Here is a 25,973-nt window from a genome sequence, read left to right on the forward strand (position 1 = left end):
CCTCCAGATTCTATGATCTGGTGTCCAGGTTTAGGGGTTCAGTGCAATCGCCACCACCCTGGCAACCCGGGCTCCCGGCGGTAAATCGCCGCTTCGCGGTGCCTTCGGCTTATTCCTTCCGGCTTATCGGGTCCGGGCGGAGGTAACATCCCTGTAAAGCCCGCCCTCTCGGCGCATCCATGCGCCTCGCCCCGGCCTGCAGGAAACACCTCAGCGATTTACAGCCGGACCAGGGTATCGCTGTAAGTTATTCATTTTCCTGATGCAACGTAGGTCGCTTCCAGTTTAAAAAATTACTGGGGATTCCTCAGCCCTGTGGGAGAGGGCCGGGGTGAGGGCACCAGGCCGCACCTGCCTTCACGCCCGGTGTCCGAAACAGATTATTTGACGATAACGCCCGCCAGGGCGCGAATATCATTCCCCGTCGGCGACTGGTGAATACGCAGCCCAAATTCATCCACCACCGCAAAAATATGGTCGAAGATGTCGGCCTGAATCTCCTCATATTCTGCCCAGACCACCGTGTTGGTGAAGGCATATATTTCAATCGGCAAACCGTTCGCGTCAGGCGCAAGCTGGCGCACCATCAGCGTCATATCTTTGCGAATGCGCGGGTGGTTGCGCAGATATTCGTTCAGGTAGGCGCGGAAGGTACCAATATTGGTCATCTTACGCAGGTTTAATACCGACTCCCCTTCGCCGTTCTGCTGATTCCACAGGTTAATTTCCTCATGTCGCGCGGACAGATAGGGCTTCAGCAGCTTCGCCTGAATGAGTTTCTGCTGCTCCTGCTCGTCGAGAAAATGAATGCTGGTGGTATCAATATTCAGGCTGCGCTTAATACGTCGCCCGCCGGAGGCAGACATGCCGCTCCAGTTAATAAAGGCGTCGGAGACCAGCGCCCACGTCGGAATGGTTGTAATCGTATTATCGAAGTTGCGTACCTTCACGGTGGTCAGGCCAATGTCCGTCACCGTACCGTTAGCGCCGTATTTCGGCATCTCCAGCCAGTCGCCGAGCTTGAGCATGTCGTTGGCGGAAAGCTGAATACCCGCCACCAGTCCGAGTATCGGGTCTTTAAACACCAGCATCAGAACGGCGGCCATGGCGCCCAGACCGCTTATCAAAATCGCCGGGGACTGACCGATCAGCAGGGAGATAATCAATATCCCCACCAGGATGGCGCTCACCAGCTTGATGCCCTGGAAGATCCCTTTCAGCGGCAGCTGTGATGCGGTGGCCATTTTCTGCGACAGATTAAAAATCACGTCCAGCAGCGAGAAGAAGGAGAGCAGGGCATACACCATCACCCACAGCTTTGCGCAGGTAGTGAGAATTTCCGCTGCTTCGCTGCCCTTTTGCAGCCACAGTACCGCCTGGACGTTGACGATTATCCCCTGAAGGGTGAAGGCAAGACGGTGAAATAATTTATTCTGGGTAATGATCTGCAACCACAAATGGCTGCTGGCCTGCGCGCGTTTTTCGAACGCGCGAAGCACCACTTTGTGAAGAATAAAATGAACGATGATGGCGGTAAGAAAAATAATACCAAAGATAATCACTAAAGAAGTGGTGTGATTAATTTCAATGCCTAACTCTTCAACCTGAGCAATTAATTCCTGCATAACGTCTCCTGTATTGATGCAGCCCCATAATGGCGGCTGCGGATCTATTATGCAAATTCACGGGCTTATTTGGCGGCCTGACAGACCTTCACCACGGGTAAGCAGAGGCGATGGCGCATGCGCAGCGTCGCCAGCGCCAGCACCACCATCATCACCGTTTCCACCGTCAGGAAGACGTTCACCGCCTGGGTATAATCCCCGTGATGATTCTGCAGCGCGTGGAGCAAAATCGCGCCAAAAATAGCCGGGCCAAGCCCCAGCGCCGCCTGCTGCAGCGTGCTGAGAATGGCGCTCGCGGCTCCCGCGTCGTCAGGCTGAATATCGCGCATCCCGATGCGGTAGAAGCTGTTCACGATCAGCGCCTGCCCGTAGCCGACCAGCCCGGTCGCGGGCGCCAGCGTCAGGGCGGTATTCTCCATTCCCCAGACGCGGAACGTGGCGATCAGCGCCAGCAGGCCGACAATCTGGATCGCCAGACCTGTCAGCAGAATGGTGCTGGTGCTGTAGCGGGCGATCAGCCGCGGCGCGAACCATGCAGAGATAAAATAAGTCACCCCGAGGGCGATAAAACTGTTCCCGGACTGCCACGGTGCCATCCCCAGACCGGTTTGCATGGTCAGCGCCATACAGAACATAAACCCGGACCAGACGCTGAAAAAGAGCATCGCAATCAGAATGCCAAAGCGGACGCTGCGAAGCTGCAGCAGGCGCGGCGGGATCAGCGGGTGGGCATTCTCACGCTCCTTTTTGCGCGCATTCAGCGCCATCAGCCAGGCCAGTGGAATAATGGCAATTAGCGCTGTCTTCAGCGGCCACGACCAGTGCCACTGTGGGCCAAGCGCCATCGGGAACAGCAGGCAGCAGAGAATCATCGCCAGCAGCACGGTGCCGGTCCAGTCAATGCGCGACGGTGTATCGCGGCGGGTTTCCGGCACGTAGCGGCGGCTCAGCGCCAGCACCACCAGGCAAATCGGCACGTTGATGAAGAAAGCGTTCCGCCAGCCCAGCCCGGCAATATCCGCCGATACCAGCCAGCCGCCGCCCATCTGGCCGACGATAAACGCAATCCCACCGATGCCGCCAAACAGGCTAATGGCTTTGGCGTGCGCCGTACCCTTTAAGGTCACGTGCAGCGTGGCGAGAATTTGCGGCATGATGAGCGCCGCGCCCGCGCCCTGAACAATGCGCGCGGCCAGCAGCTGTTCGATATTGCCCGCGATGCCGCACAGCAGCGAGGCCAGGCCAAAGCTCGCGACGCCCCACATAAACAGACGCCGACGGCCAACGTTATCCCCCAGCTTGCTGCCGAGCGCCAGGCAGACGGCGAAGGCCACGCCGTAGAGGGCGACAATCAGCTCCAGCTCGGTGGCGGTGGCGTGCAGCGAATGGGTGATGGCGTCCAGCGCCACGTTGGTGATTGAGGTATCAATCATCGGCAGCATCTGGCCGGTTAGCAGCAGTATCAGGCCAGCGCGGCCCGGTGAAACAACTGACGTATTCATGGTAACTCCATTGCGTCATTCATCAGATGGTCGTAGCATCAACCATCTGATAAACGGGTACCAGTTCTTGCTTATACTGGTACTGGCACTACCATGCAGGGGGATTTATGGCCTTGATGTCTGAACCCGTCGTCTCACTTCAGGATGACACCCGAAAACAGCTGGGGGCATTTTTACGCGCACGACGTGAAAGCCTCGATCCGCAGCGTCTCGGCCTGCCGCGCAGCGGTCGCCGCCGCACGCCGGGCCTGCGCCGGGAAGAGGTGGCGATGCTCGCCGACGTGGGTGTGACCTGGTACACCTGGCTGGAGCAGGGCAGGGACGTCAACCCATCCAGCGCGGTGATGGCCGCTGTTGCGAAAGCGCTACAGTGCACCCCGACCGAAGCCCGGCACCTGTTTGTGTTAGCCGGGTTGCCGCCGGGTGAAGCCCCGCAGGCGGTCTGCTGCGAGGGTATCAGCGAAGGCACGCGCCGCCTGCTGGATACGCTGATGCCGAAACCGGCCAGCATTCAGAAACCGAACTTCGACATCGTGGCGTGGAACGACAGCTTTGGCCACCTGATGGGGGTCGATTTCAATGAAATCCCGCCGGAAGACCGCAACTGTATTTACCTGTTCCTCACCCATCCGGCGTGGCGCGCGCGGCTCGGCAGACGCGACGACGTGCTGCCGATATTTGTCTCCTATTTCCGCGCGGCAATGGCGGAGCACCGGGGCGACCCGCTGTGGGAAGCCAAGCTGGCGCGCTTCTTTGCAGTGTCCGAAGAGTTCAAAACCCTGTGGCACCAGCGCAACGACGTGCGCGGTGTGGAAAATCAGCTCAAGCTGTTTACCCATCCCGAGCTGGGGGATTTTACGCTGCAGCAGATGTACTGGTACTCCGCGCCGCGAAACGGGTCGCGGCTGCTGGTTTATCTGCCGGTGGATGAGGCAGGGGAAAGGGCGATGGACTGGCTGGCGGCGCAGGGGAAATAAGTTTTTTGCGAGGTGTTTTCAGGGAATCAAAGCGGATCCGGTTCAGCTTTTTAAAAACGGGTAAGGTGGGACACGAAAAGCTAAATTAGCCTTTAATGCAAATTGCCTTATATGCTAATATCATCAGGGATGAATAACCGTGTTCAGACTTATCGTTCATGAGGCGGTCAGGGAAGAGATTCTCTCACTGCCTGCTGGGGTCCAGGCAAAGCTGATTCGCCAGCTTGATAAATTACGCGCTAACCCGACAGCACTGCGGGAACCTGACAGCAAACCCTTACCGCATGGTTTGTTCGAAATCAGAACCGTCGGGCTGATCCATACTCGGGGGATTTACGTTTATCAGCGGGACAAGACAATTTTTCTGCTGCGAGTGTTTATCAAGAAAACGCAAAAAACGCCCGCTGCTGAACTTCGTCTGGCACTGAAGCGACAACAGGAGATGTTGGATGAGCAAGAAGATTATTGACTGGGATGAACTCCGATCTGAGCTGTTAAGCGATTCAGAGGTACAGGCCTCTTTTGATGCTGAAGAACGAAAAGAGCGCCTGCGAGAAATGTTGGCGCAATGGCGAAACCAGGCCGGTCTGACACGCGCGCAGGTGGCGGAGCGAATGGGCGTCAGCGCACCCACCGTATCAAGAATGGAAGCGAATATAACCCGGGCGAGTCTTGATACCTTAACGCGTTATGCACTGGTGTGTGGGGTTAAACACCCGCAGATTACGCTTTATTGAAAACAGGCACGCCGGCCAGCGTGCCAGAAGGGATTAGCACTCAGTCACAATCGTGCTCAGCGGCAGGCGTGACTTCGGCAGCGTGGCGTTAAAATCTTCCACGCTGTGGTGCCCAACCGGGACCACCACCAGGCTGGTGAAGCCTTTCTCTTTCAGGCCAAACTCTTCGTCGAGGATCGCGGCGTCGAAACCTTCAATCGGTACCGCGTCCAGACCCATCGCGCCAACGCCCAGCAGGAAGTTGCCGACGTTCAGGTAAACCTGCTTCGCCATCCACTGGTCGTCATCTTTCAGATCCACACGGTGCATGTCGGCGAAGTAGGTGCGGCCTTTGTGGTTTGCGGCTTTGGCTTCCGGCGTATTGAAACGGCCATCGGCTTCTTCCTGATCCACAACGCGCTCCAGCCAGGCATCGTCCATCGCGGTTTTCGCGCAGAACACCACCACGTGAGAGGCATCCAGCATTTTGCGTTCGTTGAACACGTAGGTGCCCGCAGCAGATTTTGCCACGCGCGCTTTTCCTTCCTCGGTGCTGGCGATAATAAAGTGCCACGGCTGGGAGTTGGTGCTGGACGGGCTGTACTGCAGCAGGGTTTTGATGTTTTCCGCTTGTTCCGCGGTCAGTTTTTTGGTTGGGTCGAACGCCTTGGTGGAGTGGCGTTTCAGGGCGACAGAAATGATATCCATAACAACTCCTGGTGATGAAATTCGCCCGCTCGCGGGCGCGAAAGGAATGCAGATTACAGCGGGACGCGGAAAAAGATAAGTGCGATTCGAGCGGTTATACTGTTCGGCACAGACGAACAATCAGGCCGGACGTAGCCACTTTTGGTCTTTTTTCGGCAGCTTATCGACGACCAGATTCCACGAATCCGCGATCAGGTCGGTGACCAGTTCAGGCGTGATGTCCTCGGTGCCGTAGAGCGAAATCCAGTGCTTCTTATTGAGGTGATAGCCCGGCTCAACGCCACGGTAAATCTGCTGGTTTAACAGGGATTTTTCCGGGTCGGATTTCAGGCTTACGTGGGGGCGTCCGTGCGCGGTGGCCATCAGCATAAAAATTTTCCCGCCCACTTTAAACACGTCATACTCCGGGCCGAACGGCCAGCAGTGTTCGGTGAAAGGCATCTCCAGCGCCACGCGCATTGCGTGCTCCTGCAGGGATTTACTGTCCATCGCTATCCTCCTGAGCCAGCCCGCGCCACATGGCCTCAAAACCCAGCGCTTTAAAATCCACGGCGCGTGACGGATCGCGGGTGGCAAACTCCATGGTGGTTTCCGCCAGCGATAAGAAAAGCGCATCGCCAAACGTTTTAAATTCATCCGACATAAACACCGGGCGCACCGAACGACGGCACAGCTCATGGAGTTCCGGGAACATCTCTTTCACCGCCTGTTCCGTTTCGGTGCTTAGCTTTTCACTGACGCCAATCTGGCGGATCGCCGCATGAGACACGGGGTTACGAATACCCCAGTCCACGTAGCTGTTCCAGATATTGCGGGTATGTTCTTTGGGAAGCGTGATGGTGCGATCGAGATTTGCCAGCATGGCCTGGCAGAGATCCTGCTTCAGGTGCAGATAGAGGGCATTCAGCAGATCGTCTTTAGTCGGAAAGTAGCGAAACAGGGTACCCTCGGCGACGCCCGCGTTACGGGCGATTAACGCCGTTGAGGCGGCGATACCCGACTGTGCAAATGCCACCGTTGCGGCTTCCAGTAAGGCCTGTTTTTTATCTTCACTCTTCGGACGTGCCACTAAATTTTTCCCCCTGTCAATTGTAAAAACCTGATTGAAACACGTGCTTTGACACGCTGCAACGCGGAATGTCAAAGATCGAAAACGTCTTGACGACTTTATCATCATATCTATAATGAGTGCTTACTCACTCATAATCAAGTTTACCCCGCGCAAACTATCGGATGGGGCGCGTTTTCGGGTCAGGATATGAAAAAACCTCTCTTCATCTGCGTGGTGTTAATCATGATCATAGCTTCAGCTGCGAGTTTACCGTTTGTTCTGAATGCCGGATTCGGCCAGCCACCGCAGGGTGAGCAGCTCACTGAAGTGGAGGCCTCCCCCCAGTATCGCGAGGGAAAATTCCACAATACGCTGCCGACGCCGGGTTATAACGGCGACAAAAATATGCTGGTCGCCACGTGGGATTTTCTGACCAAAAAAACCGAAAATGCGCGCCCGGCTCAGCCGCTGCCGCTGGTGAAAACCGATCTTGCGAGCCTGCCGCTGGAGCAGGACACCCTGGTGTGGCTCGGTCACTCCTCGTGGTATATGCAGCTCGCGGGTAAACGCATCCTGATCGATCCGGTGCTCGGCAACTACGCCGCACCGTTCTCGTTCCTCAATAAAGCCTTTGCCGGGGAGTACCCGTGGAGTGCGGAGAGCATGCCGGAAATCGACCTGCTGATTATCTCGCACGATCACTACGATCATCTGGATTACGCCACCATCAGGGCGCTGCTGCCGAAGGTGAAGCGCGTGGTGACACCGCTGGGCGTCGGATCCCACCTTCGCTACTGGGGAATGAAGCCTGAGATTATTGACGAGCGCGACTGGAACCAGTCGGTGCGCGTCAGCGATGAACTGACGGTGCATGTTCTGCCGGCGCGCCACTTCTCCGGGCGCGGCATCAAGCGCGATCGGACCCTGTGGGGCAGCTTTATGTTCGTCACGCCAGAGCAGAAGGTTTATTACAGCGGGGATTCCGGTTACGGCCCGCACTTTAAGGCCATCGGCGAGCAGTTTGGTGAGGTGGATTTAGCCATCATGGAAAACGGCCAGTACGACCAGGACTGGAAGTACATCCACATGCTGCCGGAGGAAACGGCGCAGGCCTCGGTGGATCTGAACGCGAAAGCCGTGGTGCCCGGGCACAACGGGCGCTTCGTGCTGGCGAAACATACGTGGAACGATCCGCTGATCCAGCTGGCTAAAGCCAGCAAGGATAAAAACTATCGGCTGCTGACGCCGGAACTGGGCGAGCCCGTCCGGGTGAGTGACGCCACGCAAACCTTTCGCGCGTGGTGGGAATAATGTTTAAGCGAGAAGCAGAGGGGGACAGCTGTATGACCATTTCCGCTCAAGTCATCGACACTATCGTCGAATGGATCGACGACAATCTGCACCAGCCATTACGTATAGAAGAGATTGCCCGCCACGCGGGTTATTCGAAGTGGCACCTGCAGCGGTTATTTATGCAGTACAAAGGGGAGAGCCTGGGGCGTTATATCCGTGAACGCAAGCTGCTGCTGGCGGCGCGCGACCTGCGTGAATCGGACGCGCGCGTGTACGATATCTGCCTGCGCTACGGGTTTGACTCGCAGCAGACGTTTACCCGCATCTTCACCCGTACGTTCAACCAGCCGCCGGGTGCGTATCGTAAAGAGAACCATAGCCAGACACATTAACATGTCGCGCGTAGGCCGGGTAAGGCGTAGCCGCCACCCGGCTTTTTTGTGGGTACAGTGCCCGTAAGTTGCCCGGTGGCGCTGCGCTTACCGGGCCTACGAATAGCTTACCAGCGGTAATTCACCGTTGCCGTCACCGTACGGCCAATCCCGTAGAAGCACGCCGTATCGCTTGCGCACGACGCCACATACTTCGTGTCGGCCACGTTATTGACGTTGAACTGCACGCTCGCCCCTTTCAGGCTGCGGTTCATCTCGCCCAGATCGTAGCTCAGCATCGCGTCATACAGATCCACCGACGGCACCTTGAAGGTGTTCTTCGCATCGCCGTAGCTGGTGCCGATGTAGCGCATCCCCACGCCAGCGGTCAGGCTCTTCAGCGCGCCGCCTGGAACCGTATAGCTGGCAAATGCCGATGCCATATGCGCCGGAATACGCGCCGGGGTTTTGCCCTCGGTGCCCGCCACCGTGGTGCTTTTGGTTTTTGCATCGGTGTAGGTGTACGAGCCAATCAGGTTGATGTTGTCCATCAGCGTGGAGTGGATTTCCGCCTCAACGCCTTTTGAACGCACCTTGCCCGCGTTCTCAAACCAGCCTTCGGCGCTGTTGTAGGTCGCCACATTGTCCTGGGTTAAATCGTACAGCGCGAGGGTCATCAGCGTGCTGTCGACCGGCTGATACTTCAGGCCAATCTCGGTCTGCTCCCCGGTGGTGGGCTTGAAGGGGGCAACGCCCGGCGCGCGGTTGGTTTGCAGGTTCGGTTCAAACGAGGTGCTGTAGCTGACGTACGGCGACAGGCCAGAATCGAACGCGTACAGCAGGCCGGTTCGCCAGGTAAACTTGCTGTCGTTCTGCTGGGTAAGGCTGCCGTCGGTGAAGTCGTTGGTTCGCACTTCGCTCCAGTCGTAGCGGCCGGAGACCAGCCATTCCCAGCTGTTCCAGCTCATTTGATCCTGCAAATACAGCCCCATCTGGTCGAGATTTTGCTGCTCGTCGGTGGCCGTTTTGAAGGTGCTTTCATCCACGTTCACGCCGTATACCGGGTTCGTCCAGTCGAGGTCATACTGCGAACCGCTCCCGCGTGCCAGCAGCTGCTTATCTTTGCTGGTCTTGTAGTCGAACCCGCCGAGCAGGGTGTGGCCGACGCTGCCGGTCTCCAGCAGATACTCAAGCTGGTTATCCAGGCCAAATTCGTTGGTGGTGCGCTCTTCATGCTGCGCGCGTCGCGTCAATACCGTGCTGTTGGCGGTGCTGCTGGCGTAAACGAGGTAACGGTATTTTTGTTTGATGCTGGCGTAACGCGCGTTCTGGCGGAAGGTGAGGTCGTCGGCGAACTGATGCTCCAGCTCGTAGCCGATCGTCGTCTGCTCGCGCCAGGACTGATTGTAATTCGGATCGCTGACGTTAAAGTCGCGCGGGATGTATTGCCCGTCGACGCTTTTGACCGTGCCGTAGGCGGGCAGGAAGTTGCGGTAGCCCGCATCCGGATCCTTCTGGTAGCTGGACAGCAGCGTAAAGCGGGTCTGGTCGTTCGGGTACCAGGTGATGGCAGGCGCGATCGCCATCCGCGTCTCTTTATAATCGTCCACCTGATTGTGCTGGGTACGGGCGATACCGTTGACGCGATACAGCACGCGGCCGTCGTCGCTCAGCCTGCCGCCGAAATCAAACGCGCCTTCTGCCAGATCGTTATTGCCGGTGCGGAACTGCACGTTGTGAATGGCCTCCGCCGTTGGGCGCTTGCTGGTCATGCTGATTAACCCGCCAGGGTTGACCTGACCAAACAGCACCGACGCCGGGCCGCGCACCAGCTCCACGCGCTCCAGCAGCCACGGGTCAATCGTACCCGTCTGGGACGAGGCCGTCGCGCCGAAGCTCAGGCCGTCGAGGAATTTTGGCACATAGCTAAAGCCGCGCACGAACACCTCGTCGTTACGGTTCGACGAGCCGCGGTACTCGGTAAACACGCCCGCCGAGTAGCGCAGCGCCTGCGAGACGGACGTCACGTCCTGCATGTTCATCTGATCGCGGGTGATCACCGATACCGACTGCGGCGTTTTCACGATCTCCGCGCGGGTCTTGGTCGCAGAGAGCGTCTGGGTTGCCACAATCCCTTTTACCGGAGCGGTGGGATCTTCACTCACGCCCTGCGTCACCGTTATGGTTTCTTCTCTATTATCAGCCTGCGCCGTCATGCTGGTCGTCACCAGGCTCAGCAGCCATAGCTGCATTATCTTATTATTTTTAAACATTTTTTCTACTCATCCTTGGTTGCTATCGCCATAAAAACACCGTTAAAACGCGTTAGATGATATTGCAAATTATTACCATTTGCATTAGCGTTGGTAACAAATTTCGGCGGGGAACAAGCGGTAATGAAGAGGGTATGGAGCGGATTATTACTCGGGATAGGCGTGCTGCCTGCGGTGGCGGCAACCTGTGAACACTCTTCCCGGCAGGGAGACGTCCAGGGGAAGTTTGATGCCAGCGGTGAAGTCTGTTTTATGCTTCCAGAGCTTGCTGAAAACTATGTTTCGGCCACGCTGAACGGCGTAACGGATGCCCGCCTGCTGGACGGGCAAAACCGGAATATCCGCACGCTGATCGAAAGCGGGCCAGCCGATGGCGAACACACGCTGCTGTTTGCTCTGCCGGTAAAGCAGGGCACCACTCTGATGCTGCGCGGTGAAGCGGGTAAGCCGTGGCGTTTTCAGTGGCGGATGAAAGAAACTTCCGCATTACCGCGCGTGCAGATGCTTGCACCTGAAAGCCCGACGCTTCAGGCGCTGGCAAAAGAGATTGCTGACGGAGGGCGTACCGACGCGTTCTGGCAGACGCAGATTCGGCAGGGAACGCCGATGGTGGAGCCGGTGGACGCAGAACATAAGCGCGTCACCTTCCTGTGGCGCGGTGCCAGGGATAACGTCTTTATTCTCGGCTCACCGGCGGGGGATCACGACCCGCTGTTCCGCCTGGGCAACAGCGACGTCTGGTTCCGCAGCTATGTGGTGCCCGCCGACACGGTGATGCAGTACAAGCTCGCGCCCGATGTGCCGATCGTCGAGGGTTCCTCACGCGATCAACGTCGCGCGATCCTGGTGAGCGCCCAGGCCGATCCGCTCAACCCGAATACCTTTGGCGAACAGAAGACTGACCGTTGGAAACGCTATTCGCTGCTCGATCTCAGCCCGGCACGCTATTGCTCCGTGCAGGCCACGGCCCAACCGCTGGTCCACGGATCGTTAAGCCGCCAGAGCATCACCAGCAAAATCCTCGGTAATTCCCGCGAGGTGATGGTCTATAAACCGCGCGGCGCACAGCCTGCACGCTGGACGCTCATCCTCTTCGACGGGCAGATTTATCAGGACGAATACCATTTCGCTAACGTGCTGGACGGTCTTATTGCCCGCCATCATCTTCCGCCGATTAACGTGGTGTTTATCGACAGCCTCGATCACGCCCGACGCGGCCACGAGCTGCCGCCGAACCCGGACTTCGCCGACTTTATGGCGCACGAGCTGCTGCCCTGGCTGCGCGGGCAGGGCATCGCGATGCAGCGGCAGAAAACGGTGCTGGCGGGGTCGAGCTACGGGGGAATCGCGTCGTCATGGGTCGCGCTGCGCTATCCGCGCCTGTTTGGTAACGTGCTGAGTCTTTCAGGTTCGTACTGGTGGGCGCCGAAAGGGGAGGCTCCCGGCTGGCTGACGCGGCAATATCAGCGGTCGCCGCCGTATCCGGTGCGCTTCTGGCTGCAGGCCGGAAAGTTCGAAACTTCGGGGCCGGGCGGGGGCATTTACCGCACCACGCAGGATTTCGAACAGGCGTTGAGGGAGAAAGGATATCGCGTCAGCTTCCATCCCTCATCCAGCGGCCACGACTACGCGGCCTGGTGTGAAGCGCTGATCCACGGCATGCGTGACTTCACCGGCTTACGACGCCAGTGAAAACCAGCGGCGCCAGACGAAACGCAGGATGAAGAATTCGATGGCGCCGAGGGCTAAAAACCACAGGCAGAATAGAATGGTGTAGAGCTGGTTAAGATCGACCATATGGAAGGTCGTCATCAGCTTCTGCGCCAGCACCAGACCCAGCGACGGCGCGGGTAACAGCAGGCAGGAGATCAGGGCCAGCAATAGAATGCCCCCCGCCGTAAGCAGCGATTCTAACGGGTGTTTCATCGTAATGTTAATCGTCAGTTAAAAATGTCATTGTCCGGCATTCTGTAACGTAAAGCAATATCAGCCCCGCTGGCCTTTTTGAATAAAACAACGTCATTATTACTGCGAATAAATAACAATATCCGACCCGGCGTTTATATTAATATCGCGTTATGTAAATAAATGTCCGTATCAGGAAAATAATTTTACAAATGTATAGGTGCTGTATCCAATTAACGTGGCAATAACAATGGCTGCGACAATGTATAACGCCAGGCGTCGTCCGCGATAAATACCAAACATGGTTCCCCCTCGTTTAATGTTGGTTTAGAAATATTTTGTAAAAATCAGCTCATCGAAATAGTTTTAATCAGTTTTGAATAACCGAGTAGTCATTATATTGCGGTAGATCAATTTTACCCGCAAGACTTAAAAATGAATTTATTTAGCCAGAAAGGAATTCAGGCTTCTGTTCACCGGATATTGAAGGAAAAATACGATGACCGAAAAAAAATTGTCCCCAAACATGCCGCCTTCCGGCGGGCTGGCATACCAGCAGACCGTCGAGCAGGTGCTCACTCACACGCAGAGCCAGGCCAGCGGTCTGGATCGTGCAGAGGCGCAGGCGCGTCTGCAAAAATCAGGTCCTAATGCGCTGCCGGAGAAAAAAGGGAAACCCGCCTGGCTGCGTTTTTTGGCCCATTTTAATGATGTGCTGATTTATGTCCTGCTGGCCGCCGCCGTATTAACGGCAGTAATGGGCCACTGGGTGGATACGCTGGTTATTCTGGGCGTCGCGGTAATCAATGCTTTAATTGGCCATATTCAGGAAAGCAACGCGGAGAAATCCCTGAAGAGTATTCGCAATATGCTCTCCAGCGAGGCGCGCGTTATTCGTAACGGTAGCCACGAAACCATACCTACAACGGAAATAGTCCCGGGCGATATTATTGTATTACGCGCAGGGGATCGTATTCCGGCGGATATGCGTTTAATCGAAGCGCATAATTTACGCGTGGAAGAGGCGATTCTGACCGGTGAATCCACCGTGGTGGATAAACACATTAATCCGCTGAGCGGTGAACTGCCGCTGGGCGACCGCACCAATATGGTCTTCTCCGGAACGACCGTCAGCGCGGGCGGCGGCGTCGGCCTGGTCACCGCGACCGGTAAGGATACGGAGCTCGGCCACATCAACCAGATGATGGCGGGTATCGAAAAGCACCGCACGCCGCTGCTGGTGCAGATGGACAAGCTGGGTAAAGCCATCTTCGCCATTATCCTGGCGATGATGGCCGCGCTGTTTGTCTTCAGCCTGGTGTTCCGCGAGATCCCGATGGGCGAGCTTCTGCTCTCCCTGATTAGCCTGGCGGTGGCCTCCGTGCCGGAAGGTCTGCCGGCGATTATCTCCATCATCCTCTCGCTGGGCGTGCAGGCGATGGCGCGCAAGCGGGCGATTATCCGCAAGCTGCCGACGGTCGAAACCCTGGGCGCGATGACCGTGGTTTGCTCGGATAAAACCGGCACCCTGACCATGAACGAGATGACGGTCAAAGCCATCATCACCGCCGACGCCTGCTATCGCGTGGACGGCAACAGCTACGAGCCGGTGGGTAACATCTACCTGGAAGGCAGCGACGAGCCGGTCCACATCCAGCCGGGCACCGTGCTGGAGCAGTACCTGCGCACCATCGACCTGTGTAACGACAGCCAGATGATTCAGGACGAGCGCGGCCTGTGGGGCATTACCGGTGGGCCGACCGAGGGCGCGCTGAAGGTTCTGGCGGCGAAGGCCAGCCTTGAGCCGGTCATGACCACGCTGGTTAACAAGATCCCGTTCGACTCGCAGTACAAGTACATGAGCACCCACTACCAGATTGGCGGTGAGGAGCAGATCCTGATCACCGGTGCGCCGGACGTGATTTTCGCCCTGTGCGCCGAGCAGCAGACCCGTAACGGTGCGGAAGCCTTCAACCGCGCGTACTGGGAAACCGAAATGGAGCGCTATGCGCGTCAGGGGCTGCGCATGGTTGCCGCGGCGTTTAAACCGGCGAACGGCGAGCAGGAATTGACGCACGACGACCTGAGCCACGGTCTGATCTTCCTCGGCATCGCCGGGATGATGGATCCGCCTCGTCCGGAAGCGATTGCTGCGATTAACGCCTGCCAGCAGGCGGGGATCCGGGTGAAGATGATCACCGGGGATCACCCGCAGACGGCGATGAGCATCGGCCAGATGCTGGGGATCACCAACAGCGAGCAGGCGGTGACCGGCTACGAGCTGGAGAAGATGGACGACGCCGCGCTGGCGGAAGCCGCGGTGAAGTATGACATCTTCGCCCGTACCAGCCCGGAGCATAAGCTGCGCCTGGTGAAAGCGCTGCAGGACAAAGGCGAAATCGTCGGCATGACCGGTGACGGCGTGAACGACGCCCCGGCGCTGCGTCAGGCTGACGTGGGCATCGCGATGGGCATCAAGGGCACGGAAGTGACCAAAGAGGCGGCGGACATGGTCCTGACGGACGATAACTTCGCCACCATCGCCAGCGCGGTGAAAGAGGGGCGTCGCGTTTACGACAACCTGAAGAAGACGATTCTGTTCATCATGCCGACCAACCTCGCGCAGGGGCTGCTGATTGTGATTGCGCTGCTGGCGGGGAACATCATTCCGCTGACGCCGGTGCTGATTCTGTGGATGAACATGGCCACCTCCGCCACGCTCTCCTTCGGCCTGGCCTTTGAGGCCGCCGAGCGCAACATCATGCGCCGTCCGCCGCGTCAGACCGGGCAGCACGTGATGGACGCCTACGCCGTCTGGCGCGTGGCCTTCGTCGGCACCATGATTGCCATCGCCGCTTTTGCGCTGGAAGCCTGGCTGGCCCCGCGCGGCCACAGCGCAGAGTTCATCCGCACCGTGCTGCTGCAGATGCTGGTCTGCGCCCAGTGGGTGTACATGATTAACTGCCGCAACACCGAAGGGTTCTCCCTGAACCGTGGCCTGCTGGCAAACAAAGGTATCTGGCTGGTGACGGGCGTGCTGTTCCTGCTCCAGGCGGCGATCATCTACCTGCCGTTTATGCAGATGCTGTTCGGCACCGAAGCCCTGCCGCTGCGTTACTGGTTCGTGACCCTGGCGGTGGCAGGCGTGATGTTCTTCGTCGTCGAAATTGAGAAGCGACTGACCCGCAGGTTCCGCAAGGCTGCATAACCAAAACCTTACCCCTCACCCTATCCCTCTCCCCTAAGGGGAGAGGGGACCGCCCGGTTTTCTCGCTCTGCTCTGAGGTGAAGGGGCGGCTCGGTTTTCTCCCTCGCCCCTTTGGGGAGAGGGCCGGGGTGAGGGGAACACATCTGAGGTACTCCCATGAAACTCCCACTCCTGTTCGCGCTCCTCGCCTGCACCCTGCAACCCGTATTCGCCGCCGCCATTCCCGTTCGCGTCGCCGCCGTGGAGCAGACCGCCCACGCCGCCGAGCGCCAGATCCCGGGCCGTATCGAAGCGATTCACACCGTTGAGCTGCGCGCCCGCACGGAAGGCGTTATCACCAGAATCCACTTCCGCGACGGGCAGTACGTGAAAAAGGGCGACGTGCTGTTCGAGCTGGACGACGCCGAGCCGCGCGCCGCCCTGCGCCTCGCGCAGGCCGAGGTGAGAAGCGCCGAAGCCACGCTGCGTCAGGCGCAGCAGCAGCTTTCCCGCTTTGAAAGCCTGGGCAGCAGCAACGCCATCAGCCGTCACGACGTGGATAACGCCCGCATGCAGCGGGACGTCGCCAGCGCCGCGCTGGAGCAGGCCAAAGCCCGTCTCGACACCCGCAGCGTCACCCTCAACTACACGCGCATTATTTCGCCGATTGACGGGCGCGTGGGGCACAGCCAGTTCCACGTCGGCAGCCTGGTCAACCCTGCCAGCGGCGTGCTGGTGGAGGTGGTGCAGCTCGATCCCATCCGTATCGCCTTTGCGCTGGAGGAGGGGGAGTTTGCCACCAAAGCCGGACAGCATGCGGATATCAGCGCCATGAAGCAGGCCTGGCAGGTGCTGATTGACAGCAACGGCCAGCGCGTCAGCGGTGAGCTGACCTCCGTGGATAACCGCATCGACCCGCGCACCGCCAGCGTGATGCTGCGCGCCGAGTTCGCCAACCCGCGCCATCAGCTCCTGCCCGGCGGCAACGTGAACGTCTACCTGCGTCCGGCAAGCGAGCAGCCGGTGCTGACTCTGCCCGCCGCCGCGGTACAGCAGAACGGCGACGGGTTCTTTGCGTGGGTGGTTAACGCCGACGGCAAAGCCGAAATGCGTCCGCTGAAAATTGCCGGGCAGATTGGCCAGCAGTTCCAGATTGCCTCCGGCGTGAAGCCCGGTGAGCGAGCGATTACTGACGGCGCACAGCGCGTGCAGCCAGGCGCCGCCGTCCAGATACTGAATTAAGGAGCCATCATGCTGACGTTTTTCATCAAACGCCCGCGCTTCGCGATGGTGATTGCGCTGGTCATCGCCCTGCTGGGGGCCATTGCGCTGAGGATTATCCCGGTGGAGCAGTACCCGCAGATCACCCCGCCGGTGGTGAATGTGTCTGCCAACTGGCCGGGCGCCAGCTCGGCTGACGTGGCGGAGGCCATCGCCACGCCGCTGGAGACCCAGCTTAACGGCGTGGATCACATGCTCTATATGGAGTCCACCAGCTCGGACGAAGGCACCTATAGCCTGAACATTACCTTTGCGGCGGGCACCGATCCGGACCTCGCCGCCATCGACGTGCAGAACCGCGTGGCGCAGGCCGTAGCGCAGCTCCCGACCGAGGCGCAGCAAAACGGCGTGCAGGTGCGCAAGCGCGCCACCAACCTGATGATGGGGGTAAGTCTTTACTCACCGAACAACACCCACACGCCGCTGTTCGTCAGCAACTACGCCAGCACCCAGGTGCGCGAGGCGCTGTCTCGCCTGCCGGGCGTCGGGCAGGTGCAGATGTTCGGCGCGCGCGACTACAGCATGCGCATCTGGCTGCGTCCGGACCGCATGAACGCCCTGAACGTCACCACCGACGACGTGGCGCAGGCGCTGCGCGAGCAGAACGTGCAGGGGGCGGCAGGCCAGGTCGGCACGCCGCCGGTGTTTAACGGCCAGCAGCAGACGCTGACCATCAACGGGCTGGGCCGCCTGAACCAGGCCGACGACTTTGCCGACATCATTATCCGCGCGGGCGAGATGGGCCAGCTGGTGCGCCTGAAGGACGTCGCCACCATCGAGCTCGGCTCGCGCAGCTACAGCTCCGGCGCGCAGCTGAACGGGCATGATTCCGCCTACCTCGGCATCTACCCGACGCCGTCCGCCAACGCCCTGCGCGTGGCCGACGCGGTGCGCGCGGAGCTGGAACGACTCTCGACGCGCTTCCCGGACGACCTGGTCTATGAGGTGAAGTTCGACACCACCTCCTTTGTGGCCGCGACCATTAAAGAGATCGGCGTCTCGCTGGCGCTTACCCTGCTGGCGGTAGTGGTGGTCGTTTCCCTGTTCCTGCAAAGCTGGCGCGCGACGCTGATTGTCGCGCTCGCCATTCCGGTGTCGCTGGTGGGCACCTTCGCGGTACTCTACACGCTCGGCTACTCCGCCAATACGCTGAGCCTGTTCGCCATTATTCTGGCGCTGACCATGGTGGTGGATGACGCCATCGTGGTGGTGGAGAGCGTCGAAACGCTGATGGCGGAAGGGCAGAGCCGCACGGCGGCGACCGCGCTGGCGCTGCGCCAGATTGCCGGGCCGGTCATTGCGACGACGCTGGTACTGCTGGCGGTGTTTGTGCCGGTGGCGCTCCTGCCGGGGATTGTCGGCGAGCTGTACCGCCAGTTCGCGGTGACGCTCTCCACCGCCGTCACGCTCTCAAGCCTCGTGGCGCTGACCCTGACGCCCGCCCTGTGCGCGCTGCTGCTGCGCCCGCGACCGGAGAAACCTGCGGCAGTCTATCGCGCCTTTAACCGCGGGCTGGACGCCACGCGCGGCTTCTATACCCGCATCGTGAACGTATTAAACCTGCGCCCGTGGCTGGCGCTGCTGGCTACCGCGGGTGCGGCGGCCGTGGTGGCGTTCAGCTTTATGTCGATGCCCAAAGGCTTCCTGCCGCAGGAAGATCAGGGCTACTTCTTCGCCAGCGTCCAGCTGCCGGAAGCGGCCTCGCTGGAGCGTACCGAAGCGGTGATGACCACGGCGCGCGAATTAATCGCCAAAAACCCGGCGGTGGAGGACGTGATTCAGGTCTCCGGGTTTAACATCCTCAACGGCACCAGCGCCTCCAACGGCGGGTTTATCTCCATCATGCTCAAAGACTGGAGCGAGCGTCCGCCGCTGGATGAGGTGATGGGCACCCTGCAGCGCCAGCTGCTGGCCCTGCCGGAAGCCACCATCATGACCTTCGCGCCGCCGACGCTGCCGGGGCTGGGCAACGCCTCCGGCTTCGACCTGCGCATCCAGGCGCAGGCGGGGCAGAGCCCGGCGGAGCTGGAGCGCGTGACGCGCGCGGTGCTGGCGAAAGCTAACCAGCATCCGCAGCTGAGCCGCGTGTTCACCACCTGGAGCAGCAACGTGCCGCAACTGACGCTGACCGTTGACCGCGAGCGCGCCGCGCGCCTTGACGTGCCGGTATCGCGCATCTTCAGCAGCCTGCAAACCGCCTTTGGCGGCACGCGCGCCGGGGATTTCAGCGTCAACAACCGCGTCTACCACGTCGTCATGCAGAACGAGATGCAGTGGCGCGAGCGCGCCGAGCAAATCAGCGAGCTGTTCGTGCGCAGCAACAGCGGCGAGCGGGTGCGCCTGAGCAACCTGGTCACCATTACGCCGAGCGTCGGTGCGCCGTTCCTGCAGCAGTACAATCAGTTCCCGTCCGTGTCGGTGAGCGGCTCGGCGTCGGCTGGGGTGAGCAGCAGCACGGCGATGGCGGCAATGGGCGAGCTTCTGGCGGAGAATTTGCCTGCCGGGTACGACTACGCCTGGAGCGGCATGTCGTATCAGGAGCAGCAGACCGGCAATCAGGCGATATGGATCGTGCTGGCGGCGGTGGTGATGGCGTGGCTGTTCCTCGTTGCCCAGTACGAGAGCTGGACGCTCCCGGCGAGCGTGATGCTCTCGGTGCTGTTCGCCATCGGCGGGGCGCTGGTCTGGCTGTGGCTGGCGGGCTATGCCAACGACGTGTACGTGCAGATAGGTCTGGTGCTATTGATAGCCCTCGCCGCCAAGAACGCAATTCTTATCGTGGAGTTTGCCCGCGCGCGGCGCATGGACGGGATGGCGATTGTCGATGCCGCAAGGGAAGGGGCCTCGCGCCGCTTCCGCGCGGTGATGATGACCGCCGTGTCGTTCATTATCGGCGTATTGCCGATGATGCTGGCGACCGGGGCGGGTGCCCAGAGCCGCCGCATCATCGGCACCACGGTGTTCAGCGGTATGCTGGTGGCGACCGTGGTGGGGATCCTGTTTATCCCGGCGCTGTTCGTGCTGTTCCAGCGCCTGCGCGAGTGGGGCCACGGCCTTACGGACTCGTCGCCCACAGCTCGCAGTGTTTCTGAACCAGAGAGATTAGCGAGCCGCCGTCGGCGATAAATTCCCGCATGCGCTGCGCCTCGCTCTTGCCCTGCTTTAACAGCAGGGCGATTTCATTGATGGCGCTCGTCGCGCCGAGCTTCTCAGCCGACGGCGCAACCTGCTCCAGCAGCCACGAAATGTCTTCCGCCACGGTTTTGTGCTCGCCGGTGTGCACGTCCGTCAGGATCCCCTCCAGCCCGTAGCGACACGCCTGAAAACGGTTAAAGCGGTACAGCAGAAAATCTTTTTCCTGATGCTTATAGGGCCGGGCGGTCAGCAGCCAGTGCGACGTCGCCTGAATCAGCCCGGCGATGTTAATCGCGTGGCCGAGCGTCAGCGGCGTATCCATCACCCGCACCTCGACGGTGCCGAAGTGCGGGCTGGGGCGGATGTCCCAGTGCAGATCTTTAATGCTGTCGATCATGCTGGTCGAACTCAGGCGGCGGAACAGCCCCTCGAACTCCTGCCAGCTGTTGACCCACGGCATCTGGCCGTTATCCGGGAACCCGGAAAAAATGTTAAGCCGCGACGAGGAGAACTTCGTGTCCGTGCCCTGCATGTACGGCGAGGCCGCCGCCAGGGCGATAAAGTGCGGGACAAAGCGCGACAGGCCGTGCAGCAGGTAGATGGCGTCATCCCCGGTCCGACAGCCGACGTGCACGTGCTGGCCGAATACCGTCGCCTGCAAAATCAGGTAGCCAAAGCGCTCCAGCGTGACGTTATAGCGCTCGTCGTCGCACACCTCCTGCCGCTGCCACTTCTGAAACGGATGCGTCCCGCCGCCGCAAATCTGGATATGCTGCTCCGCCGCGGCGCGCAGGATGCTCTGCTGCATCACCGAGAACTGCGCGGCCGCCTGGTCGATGTTCTGGCACACGCCGGTGGCGATTTCGAGCATGCTTTCGGTGATGTCGTGTTTGACTTCGCCGCCTTTGATGTCGTCTTTGACGGCGGCGATGAGCGCGGAGGAGTCCTGGCTGAGATCGTACCCCGGCGGGTTAACCACCTGCAGTTCGAGCTCGATGCCGAGGGTGAAAGGTTCAGAGGACTTAAAATCGGGTAAAGGCATGGCGCACTCCGTTGTCTGTTGTGTGTTGAGTATAGACAACGGCGTGGCGCTCACTTTTGAGGGTGGTATAACTGTTAGCAGGCTTAGCGAAAAGGGGAGTTAACCATGTCTGACCATCCTGTGATTGCGCTGATAGGTCCCGGTGCGATTGGGACCACCATTGCCGCAGTGCTGCACGACGCGGGCCGTACGCCGCTGCTGTGCGGACGCACCGCGCATCCTGAACTGCGTTTGCGCTACGACGAGGGTGAAACCGTGGTGCCCGGTCCGGTATTAACCGATCCGGCCGTCATCACGCGCCCCGTCGATCTCGTTTTTGTGGCGGTAAAAACGACGCAAAATGCCGACAGCGCCGGATGGCTGCGCGCCCTGTGCGATGAAAAAACGGTGGTCTGCGCCCTGCAAAACGGCGTGGAGCAGAAAGCCCAGCTTGAGCCGTGGGTTAACGGCGCAGCGGTGCTGCCGTCAGTAGTCTGGTTCCCGGCGCAGCGCGAGCCGGATGCGTCCGTGTGGCTGCGGGCCAAACCGCGCCTGACGCTGCCGGACGTGCCGCAGGCGCAGCGGGTGGTGGAGGCGCTTCACGATACGCGCTGCGCGGTTGAGCTCTCGGCAGATTTCGCCACTGTCGCCTGGCGCAAGCTGCTGCAAAACGCGGTCGCCGGGCTGATGGTGCTTTCTAACCGCCGCGCCGGGATGTTCAGACGCGGGGACATCAGCGAGCTTTCGCTGGCCTACCTGCGAGAGGGGCTTACCGTCGCCCGCGCCGAAGGGGCTAAGCTGGGCGATGACGTGGCCCAGGAGATCCTGACAAACTTCCAGCGTGCGCCTGAGGACCTGGGCACCTCGATCCTTGCCGACCGTCAGGCCGATCGTCCGATGGAGTGGGATATCCGCAACGGCGTGATCCAGCGCTACGGCCGCAAACACGGTATTGCGGTGCCCATCAGCGACGTGGTGGTGCCGCTGCTGGCGGCGGGGAGCGAGGGGCCGGGCTAACGGCCGCTGTTTTTCCGCTCGGCAAAGTAGTGTGCGGGCGTGCTGCCCATCGCTTTTCTGAACATGGTGATAAACGCATTCACCGATTCGTACCCGAGCGTTGTCGCCACGTTCTGGACGGGCACGCCGCTTGCCAGCTCCCGCAGGGCAATAATCAAATGCAGCTGCTGGCGCCATCGCCCGAAGCTCAGCCCGGTCTCGCGCTGCATCAGGCGGGCAAACGAGCGCTCGCTGAGGGCGAGCCGTTTCGCCCACGCCTTCAGGGTGCTTCTGTCCTCCGGGCGGCTGACCAGCGCGTCGGCCATGGCGCGAATTTTCGGGTCGGCTGAGACCGGCAGGCTCAGCTTCTGCTGCGGCATGCTGGCGAGCTCGTCCAGCGTGACCCGGGTCAGCCTGGCGACGTGGCCGTCGGGGGGATAATCCACTCCTTCGTGCGTCAGACGATCGACCAGCTCCTTAATCAATGGCGAGATCGCCAGCGTGCAACACTTCTCCGGCAGCGCCGCCGCGCCGGGCTCAATAAACAGATAGTTGAGATGCGCGTTCCAGGTCGCTTTGGCGCTGTGCGGGATCCCGCCGGGGATCCAGACGGCGCAGTCCGGCGGCACGATCCAGATGTCATTCTCCGCGTAACAGCTGACCGCGCCGTATCGGGCAATAATCAGCTGCCCCTTGCGGTGGGTATGTACCGGCACTTCCGCGGCGTAGTCCACGAAGTCCAGATGACGCGCCACGGCAGGGGAGGCGCTAGAGTCAGGGTCATACAGCGTATGAGCGAGTTGAGGTTTCACGATTCTGGCAACTTTTAGGTATTTTTTGACAGAATAGAGTATTTAAGCAGGTCTGTAAGCCGGTAATAATCCCGGCATGAAAAACATTTTCTCTCATCCCGCACTGCGAAACGATGCGGGCGCGCTGATCTACGCCGCGAAGAGTTTCGCCGCAGCGATGCTCGCGTATTACCTCGCCCTGTCTATCGGCCTCGAGCGTCCTTCGTGGGCCATTATTACGGTTTATATCGTATCGCAGACGTCGGTGGGGGCATCGCTGAGCCGAAGCCTCTACCGGCTGGCCGGTACGGTTGTCGGGGCCTGCGCGACCGTTCTGATTATCCCCACCTTCGCGAATACGCCGATCCTGTGCAGCGTTGTGCTGACGGGCTGGATCGCGTTCTGCCTGTGGCTCTCCCTGCTGGAACGCACGCCCCGGGCCTATGCCTTCGTGCTGGCAGGCTACACCGCGAGCCTGATTGGCTTTCCGGCGGTGTCCGATCCCGGCGGCATCTTTAACGTCGCCATCGTCCGCGTGCAGGAGATCGTGATTGGGATTTTCTGCGCGGCGCTGATTCACCGTTACGTGCTGCCCGCGCGCGTATCAGGGCTGTTCAACGCGAAATTATCCCAGACGCTACAGGCCGCGCGCGGGCGGGTGGTGGATACCTTAGCCGGTAAACCCGATGCGGCTTCCGGCTCTCTGCATATGGCCCTGGCGCTGCAGTTCCTGCAGGGCATCAGCCACCATATTCCGTACGATTTTGCCCTCTCAGCCCCGGTGCGGCAGGCCAGAAAAGGGATTCACGATCGGCTGGCGCGGCTGGTTATCGTCAACTGTGAACTGCACGATCGCCTGCCAGCTATCGGAGCCCTGCCCGCCGACGTGCAGGCATTGCTGGAGGAGGTTCAGGCATGGCTGGCCGCTGAAGGCGCGGGTGCCAGCAGCACGGCAGAGGCGCTGCGGCTCCGCTGTGCGCTTCTCATCGATCGGTATGCCGCGCAGGCGCAGACGCTTGACGACGCGCTGCAGGTCAGTTTTATCCGCTACCTCTCGGAGGCTATCGCGCTTCTGCGGCAGTGCGAACGTCTTTCCGGGGCTATCCTTCACGCCAAACCCGTCTTTGGGGAGATGCAAACCCGCGCGGCAAAAGGCTACGTTTTTCACCGCGATCCTCTTACCGCCGCCCGCACGGCGCTGGGGGCTTTCGCCATCATCCTGAGCGGCTGTCTGGTCTGGATCTTTTCAGCGTGGCCGGATGGCGGTACGGCGGTGTCTATCCTGGGGGTCTGCTGCACGCTGTTTGGCAGCTTCGACACCCCGGCGCCGCACATTGTGAAGTACATCGTTGGCTCGTTCTGGGGCGTGCTGATAAGCCTGCTCTACAGCTTTGCGCTGCTGCCGCAGGTAAGCGATTTCCCGGTGCTGGTGGCGGTGCTTGCCCCGGCGTATCTGCTGGCCGGGTCGCTTCAGGCGCGTCCGCCCACCACGTTTATGGCGATGGGCATCACCCTGACGCTGCCCATTCTGTGCGAGCTGGGGGCGCACTACAGCGGAGACTTCGCCGTTGCGGCTAACACTGCCATTGCGCTCTTTGCCGCGACCGGTTTTGCCGTCATCAGCATGAGCCTGCTGCAAACCGTGCAGGCGGATGGCGCTATCACCCGCCTGCTGAACCTGTGCCAGCGCGACATTCGCCGCAGCGTGAAGGGCACGCTGCGGATTGATGAAACGCACTGGATCAACCTGATGATGGACCGCACCGCCCTGCTGCTGCCGCGTTTGCAGCGGAGTGAACATGCGCCAGAGCAGGCGCTTGACCGGCTGCTGCACGCGCTGCGTCTGGGGCTTTCGGTCATGCATTTACGCCGCGGTGACACACCGCCCGGCAGGGAGGTTGACGCGTTTTTTCATCAGATAAACGCCGCAGACCGCCACGCTTTACGCGAGCGGATCGCCACACTTATCGCGCACCATCTGCCTGCGGCAGATGAACATACGCGCCAGTTGGTCTTCAGGCTGGTGGATCTGCACTGTGCATTACGGGAGCCAGACCATGGTTAACGATCTCAATATCGGCGGGGTTTTGATTCCGGGGCTGCTGATGGTCGCCCTCGCGGCGCTGGTCTGCACGCTAAGCCTCGTCGCGCTTTTCTCTCTCAGCAGGCTTTACCGGCGCTTGCCGTTTCGCCCGCTGATGGATGTTTCAACCTGGATTGTCACCTTTTTCCTGCTGATGCAGGGTCTGACCGCGTTGGGGTTATTGTCATGAAATCACTGCTCTCTTTACTGGCTCGCTATGCGCTGACGTTGAGCGTCGTCGCGGCGGCCACGCTTCTGGCCTTTATGATGTGGAAACGCTACGCGCAAACGCCGTGGACCCGCGACGGCCGCGTGCGGGCGGACGTGGTGCAGATTGCGCCGGACGTCTCCGGGCCGATCATCAGCGTGGCCGTGCGGGACAATCAGTGGGTGAACCGGGGCGATGTGCTTTACGCTATCGATCCGCGCTGGCTTAAGCTGGCGGTGGTCAGCGCGCAGGCGGACGTCGAGTCGAAACGCCATGAGATGCTGATGCGCCAGGATGCGGCCCATCGCCGCACGCTGATTAAAAACGCGATCTCGAGCGAGGATTTGCAGCAAACCGGCAGCGCGGCGAACGTCGCGGTGGCCAATTATCACGGCGCGCTGGCCGCGCTGGATCTGGCAGAGCTGAATCTGGCGCACGCCACCGTGCGCGCGCCGGTTTCGGGGTACGTCACGCACCTGCGGCTTCGCCCCGGAGACTACGCGACGGCGGGGGAGACAAAGGTTGCCATCGTCGATGCCCACAGCTTCTGGGTGGTGGGGTACTTTGAGGAGACCAGGCTGCGCCATATTCGCGTCGGGGATGCCGCGCAGGTGGTGCTGATGGGGTATGAGCCTGTCATCACGGGTCACGTGGAGAGCATTGGGCATGGGATTGGGGACAGCAACGACGAGACGGGCGGGCTGGGGCTGCCCGACGTCGAGCCTACCTTCAGCTGGGTCCGGCTGGCGCAGCGCGTATCGGTGCGCATTCATATCGACAGGTTACCGGAGGGGGTTGAGCTGGTCGCGGGGCTGTCGGCGAGCGTGGCGGTGGGGGGATAGAGGTGAGT

At 60.2% G+C, this 25,973-nt stretch carries 22 protein-coding genes; 13 read left to right on the plus strand and 9 right to left on the minus strand.

Annotated features, from left to right (window positions below; genetic code table 11):
* Positions 1-380: 380 nt before the first annotated feature.
* Both L370_RS09700 and L370_RS09695 read right to left on the minus strand, forming a co-directional pair.
* Positions 381-1,625: a mechanosensitive ion channel family protein gene (locus tag L370_RS09700; RefSeq protein WP_023334792.1), complete on the minus strand. Its 1,245-nt coding sequence runs from the start codon at positions 1,623-1,625 to the stop codon at positions 381-383.
* A gap of 65 nt (positions 1,626-1,690) precedes the next feature.
* Complete coding sequence (locus L370_RS09695; protein WP_023334793.1) at positions 1,691-3,127, minus strand: MFS transporter; 1,437 nt, start codon at positions 3,125-3,127, stop codon at positions 1,691-1,693.
* Between the two features lie 107 nt (positions 3,128-3,234).
* On the opposite strand from L370_RS09695, the gene L370_RS09690 reads away from it, so the two are divergent.
* From L370_RS09690 to L370_RS09680, 3 genes are all read left to right on the plus strand, one after another.
* Positions 3,235-4,104, plus strand: a complete 870-nt coding sequence (locus L370_RS09690) for a helix-turn-helix transcriptional regulator (RefSeq protein WP_023334794.1) — start codon at positions 3,235-3,237, stop codon at positions 4,102-4,104.
* Positions 4,105-4,243: 139 nt separating this feature from the next.
* A complete protein-coding gene (locus L370_RS09685; protein ID WP_023334795.1) occupies positions 4,244-4,573 on the plus strand; it encodes a type II toxin-antitoxin system RelE/ParE family toxin in 330 nt (109 codons plus the stop codon).
* Positions 4,554-4,841 (plus strand): helix-turn-helix domain-containing protein, encoded by a 288-nt coding sequence (locus tag L370_RS09680; protein WP_023334796.1) that lies wholly within the window; start codon positions 4,554-4,556, stop codon positions 4,839-4,841. The genes L370_RS09685 and L370_RS09680 overlap by 20 nt, the downstream gene beginning before the upstream one ends.
* A gap of 33 nt (positions 4,842-4,874) precedes the next feature.
* On the opposite strand, the gene nfsB is transcribed toward L370_RS09680, so the two are convergent.
* The 3 genes from nfsB to L370_RS09665 all read right to left on the minus strand — a co-directional run bounded on the left by nfsB (position 4,875) and on the right by L370_RS09665 (position 6,597).
* Positions 4,875-5,528 (minus strand): oxygen-insensitive NAD(P)H nitroreductase, encoded by a 654-nt coding sequence (gene nfsB / locus L370_RS09675; protein ID WP_023334797.1) that lies wholly within the window; start codon positions 5,526-5,528, stop codon positions 4,875-4,877.
* A 120-nt stretch (positions 5,529-5,648) separates the two neighbouring features.
* Positions 5,649-6,017: an MmcQ/YjbR family DNA-binding protein gene (locus L370_RS09670; protein ID WP_023334798.1), complete on the minus strand. Its 369-nt coding sequence runs from the start codon at positions 6,015-6,017 to the stop codon at positions 5,649-5,651.
* The gene (locus tag L370_RS09665) at positions 6,007-6,597 is read right to left on the minus strand and encodes a TetR/AcrR family transcriptional regulator (protein WP_023334799.1); all 591 of its coding nucleotides are present in this window, start codon (positions 6,595-6,597) and stop codon (positions 6,007-6,009) included. Before L370_RS09665 ends, L370_RS09670 begins: the two co-directional genes overlap by 11 nt.
* Positions 6,598-6,786: 189 nt before the next feature.
* Here L370_RS09665 and L370_RS09660 point away from each other — a divergent pair, with 189 nt between their 5' ends.
* Complete coding sequence (locus L370_RS09660; RefSeq protein WP_032666575.1) at positions 6,787-7,890, plus strand: MBL fold metallo-hydrolase; 1,104 nt, start codon at positions 6,787-6,789, stop codon at positions 7,888-7,890.
* A gap of 32 nt (positions 7,891-7,922) precedes the next feature.
* The gene (locus L370_RS09655; protein WP_010428317.1) at positions 7,923-8,264 is read left to right on the plus strand and encodes a RamA family antibiotic efflux transcriptional regulator; all 342 of its coding nucleotides are present in this window, start codon (positions 7,923-7,925) and stop codon (positions 8,262-8,264) included.
* 107 nt (positions 8,265-8,371) lie between these two features.
* On the opposite strand, the gene L370_RS09650 is transcribed toward L370_RS09655, so the two are convergent.
* A complete protein-coding gene (locus tag L370_RS09650; RefSeq protein WP_023334801.1) occupies positions 8,372-10,516 on the minus strand; it encodes a TonB-dependent siderophore receptor in 2,145 nt (714 codons plus the stop codon).
* Positions 10,517-10,639: 123 nt separating this feature from the next.
* Between L370_RS09650 and L370_RS09645 the strand changes: the two genes are divergently transcribed.
* The gene (locus L370_RS09645) at positions 10,640-12,208 is read left to right on the plus strand and encodes an alpha/beta hydrolase-fold protein (RefSeq protein ID WP_023334802.1); all 1,569 of its coding nucleotides are present in this window, start codon (positions 10,640-10,642) and stop codon (positions 12,206-12,208) included.
* Here L370_RS09645 and L370_RS09640 read toward each other — a convergent pair.
* Positions 12,194-12,442 carry a DUF1158 domain-containing protein gene (locus L370_RS09640; protein WP_010428319.1) on the minus strand — a complete coding sequence of 83 codons (249 nt, stop codon included), beginning with the start codon at positions 12,440-12,442 and terminating at the stop codon, positions 12,194-12,196. The two genes, L370_RS09645 and L370_RS09640, sit on opposite strands and share 15 nt — an antisense overlap.
* Before the next feature lie 478 nt (positions 12,443-12,920).
* Here L370_RS09640 and L370_RS09635 point away from each other — a divergent pair, with 478 nt between their 5' ends.
* The 3 genes from L370_RS09635 to L370_RS09625 all read left to right on the plus strand — a co-directional run bounded on the left by L370_RS09635 (position 12,921) and on the right by L370_RS09625 (position 20,015).
* Positions 12,921-15,629: a cation-transporting P-type ATPase gene (locus L370_RS09635; protein ID WP_023334804.1), complete on the plus strand. Its 2,709-nt coding sequence runs from the start codon at positions 12,921-12,923 to the stop codon at positions 15,627-15,629.
* A gap of 156 nt (positions 15,630-15,785) precedes the next feature.
* The gene (locus L370_RS09630) at positions 15,786-16,850 is read left to right on the plus strand and encodes an efflux RND transporter periplasmic adaptor subunit (protein WP_023334805.1); all 1,065 of its coding nucleotides are present in this window, start codon (positions 15,786-15,788) and stop codon (positions 16,848-16,850) included.
* 9 nt (positions 16,851-16,859) lie between these two features.
* Complete coding sequence (locus L370_RS09625) at positions 16,860-20,015, plus strand: efflux RND transporter permease subunit (protein WP_023334806.1); 3,156 nt, start codon at positions 16,860-16,862, stop codon at positions 20,013-20,015.
* Here the strand turns inward: L370_RS09625 and L370_RS09620 are convergent.
* Positions 19,945-21,066, minus strand: coding sequence for a YbdK family carboxylate-amine ligase (locus tag L370_RS09620; protein WP_023334807.1), 1,122 nt, complete (start codon positions 21,064-21,066; stop codon positions 19,945-19,947). The genes L370_RS09625 and L370_RS09620 overlap by 71 nt on opposite strands.
* A gap of 105 nt (positions 21,067-21,171) precedes the next feature.
* Between L370_RS09620 and L370_RS09615 the strand changes: the two genes are divergently transcribed.
* A complete protein-coding gene (locus L370_RS09615) occupies positions 21,172-22,062 on the plus strand; it encodes an oxidoreductase (protein ID WP_023334808.1) in 891 nt (296 codons plus the stop codon).
* On the opposite strand, the gene L370_RS09610 is transcribed toward L370_RS09615, so the two are convergent.
* Positions 22,059-22,853, minus strand: a complete 795-nt coding sequence (locus L370_RS09610; RefSeq protein WP_023334809.1) for an AraC family transcriptional regulator — start codon at positions 22,851-22,853, stop codon at positions 22,059-22,061. The two genes, L370_RS09615 and L370_RS09610, sit on opposite strands and share 4 nt — an antisense overlap.
* A gap of 76 nt (positions 22,854-22,929) precedes the next feature.
* On the opposite strand from L370_RS09610, the gene L370_RS09605 reads away from it, so the two are divergent.
* Genes L370_RS09605 through L370_RS09595 form a run of 3 tightly spaced genes read left to right on the plus strand, consistent with a single transcriptional unit; the run spans position 22,930 to position 25,965 of the window.
* The gene (locus tag L370_RS09605; protein ID WP_023334810.1) at positions 22,930-24,897 is read left to right on the plus strand and encodes an FUSC family protein; all 1,968 of its coding nucleotides are present in this window, start codon (positions 22,930-22,932) and stop codon (positions 24,895-24,897) included.
* Positions 24,890-25,105: a DUF1656 domain-containing protein gene (locus tag L370_RS09600; protein ID WP_023334811.1), complete on the plus strand. Its 216-nt coding sequence runs from the start codon at positions 24,890-24,892 to the stop codon at positions 25,103-25,105. Before L370_RS09605 ends, L370_RS09600 begins: the two co-directional genes overlap by 8 nt.
* Entirely contained in the window at positions 25,102-25,965 is an 864-nt protein-coding gene (locus L370_RS09595) for an efflux RND transporter periplasmic adaptor subunit (RefSeq protein ID WP_023334812.1), read from the plus strand. Before L370_RS09600 ends, L370_RS09595 begins: the two co-directional genes overlap by 4 nt.
* Positions 25,966-25,973 lie beyond the last annotated feature (8 nt).

This window comes from Enterobacter sp. MGH 24 (genome assembly GCF_000493015.1).
In the GTDB taxonomy this organism is placed as follows: domain Bacteria; phylum Pseudomonadota; class Gammaproteobacteria; order Enterobacterales; family Enterobacteriaceae; genus Enterobacter.

Bases quoted from the DNA above. Each gene is read 5' to 3' on its own strand.
- L370_RS09620 (WP_023334807.1), bottom strand. From the start codon at position 21,066: ATGCCTTTACCCGATTTTAAGTCCTCTGAACCTTTCACCCTCGGCATC.
- L370_RS09630 (WP_023334805.1), top strand. From the start codon at position 15,786: ATGAAACTCCCACTCCTGTTCGCGCTCCTCGCCTGCACCCTGCAACCC.
- nfsB (WP_023334797.1), bottom strand. From the start codon at position 5,528: ATGGATATCATTTCTGTCGCCCTGAAACGCCACTCCACCAAGGCGTTC.
- L370_RS09600 (WP_023334811.1), top strand. From the start codon at position 24,890: ATGGTTAACGATCTCAATATCGGCGGGGTTTTGATTCCGGGGCTGCTG.
- L370_RS09595 (WP_023334812.1), top strand. From the start codon at position 25,102: ATGAAATCACTGCTCTCTTTACTGGCTCGCTATGCGCTGACGTTGAGC.
- L370_RS09680 (WP_023334796.1), top strand. From the start codon at position 4,554: ATGAGCAAGAAGATTATTGACTGGGATGAACTCCGATCTGAGCTGTTA.
- L370_RS09625 (WP_023334806.1), top strand. From the start codon at position 16,860: ATGCTGACGTTTTTCATCAAACGCCCGCGCTTCGCGATGGTGATTGCG.
- L370_RS09635 (WP_023334804.1), top strand. From the start codon at position 12,921: ATGACCGAAAAAAAATTGTCCCCAAACATGCCGCCTTCCGGCGGGCTG.
- L370_RS09670 (WP_023334798.1), bottom strand. From the start codon at position 6,017: ATGGACAGTAAATCCCTGCAGGAGCACGCAATGCGCGTGGCGCTGGAG.
- L370_RS09700 (WP_023334792.1), bottom strand. From the start codon at position 1,625: ATGCAGGAATTAATTGCTCAGGTTGAAGAGTTAGGCATTGAAATTAAT.
- L370_RS09690 (WP_023334794.1), top strand. From the start codon at position 3,235: ATGGCCTTGATGTCTGAACCCGTCGTCTCACTTCAGGATGACACCCGA.
- L370_RS09695 (WP_023334793.1), bottom strand. From the start codon at position 3,127: ATGAATACGTCAGTTGTTTCACCGGGCCGCGCTGGCCTGATACTGCTG.
- L370_RS09655 (WP_010428317.1), top strand. From the start codon at position 7,923: ATGACCATTTCCGCTCAAGTCATCGACACTATCGTCGAATGGATCGAC.
- L370_RS09645 (WP_023334802.1), top strand. From the start codon at position 10,640: ATGAAGAGGGTATGGAGCGGATTATTACTCGGGATAGGCGTGCTGCCT.
- L370_RS09640 (WP_010428319.1), bottom strand. From the start codon at position 12,442: ATGAAACACCCGTTAGAATCGCTGCTTACGGCGGGGGGCATTCTATTG.
- L370_RS09605 (WP_023334810.1), top strand. From the start codon at position 22,930: ATGAAAAACATTTTCTCTCATCCCGCACTGCGAAACGATGCGGGCGCG.
- L370_RS09660 (WP_032666575.1), top strand. From the start codon at position 6,787: ATGAAAAAACCTCTCTTCATCTGCGTGGTGTTAATCATGATCATAGCT.
- L370_RS09615 (WP_023334808.1), top strand. From the start codon at position 21,172: ATGTCTGACCATCCTGTGATTGCGCTGATAGGTCCCGGTGCGATTGGG.
- L370_RS09650 (WP_023334801.1), bottom strand. From the start codon at position 10,516: ATGTTTAAAAATAATAAGATAATGCAGCTATGGCTGCTGAGCCTGGTG.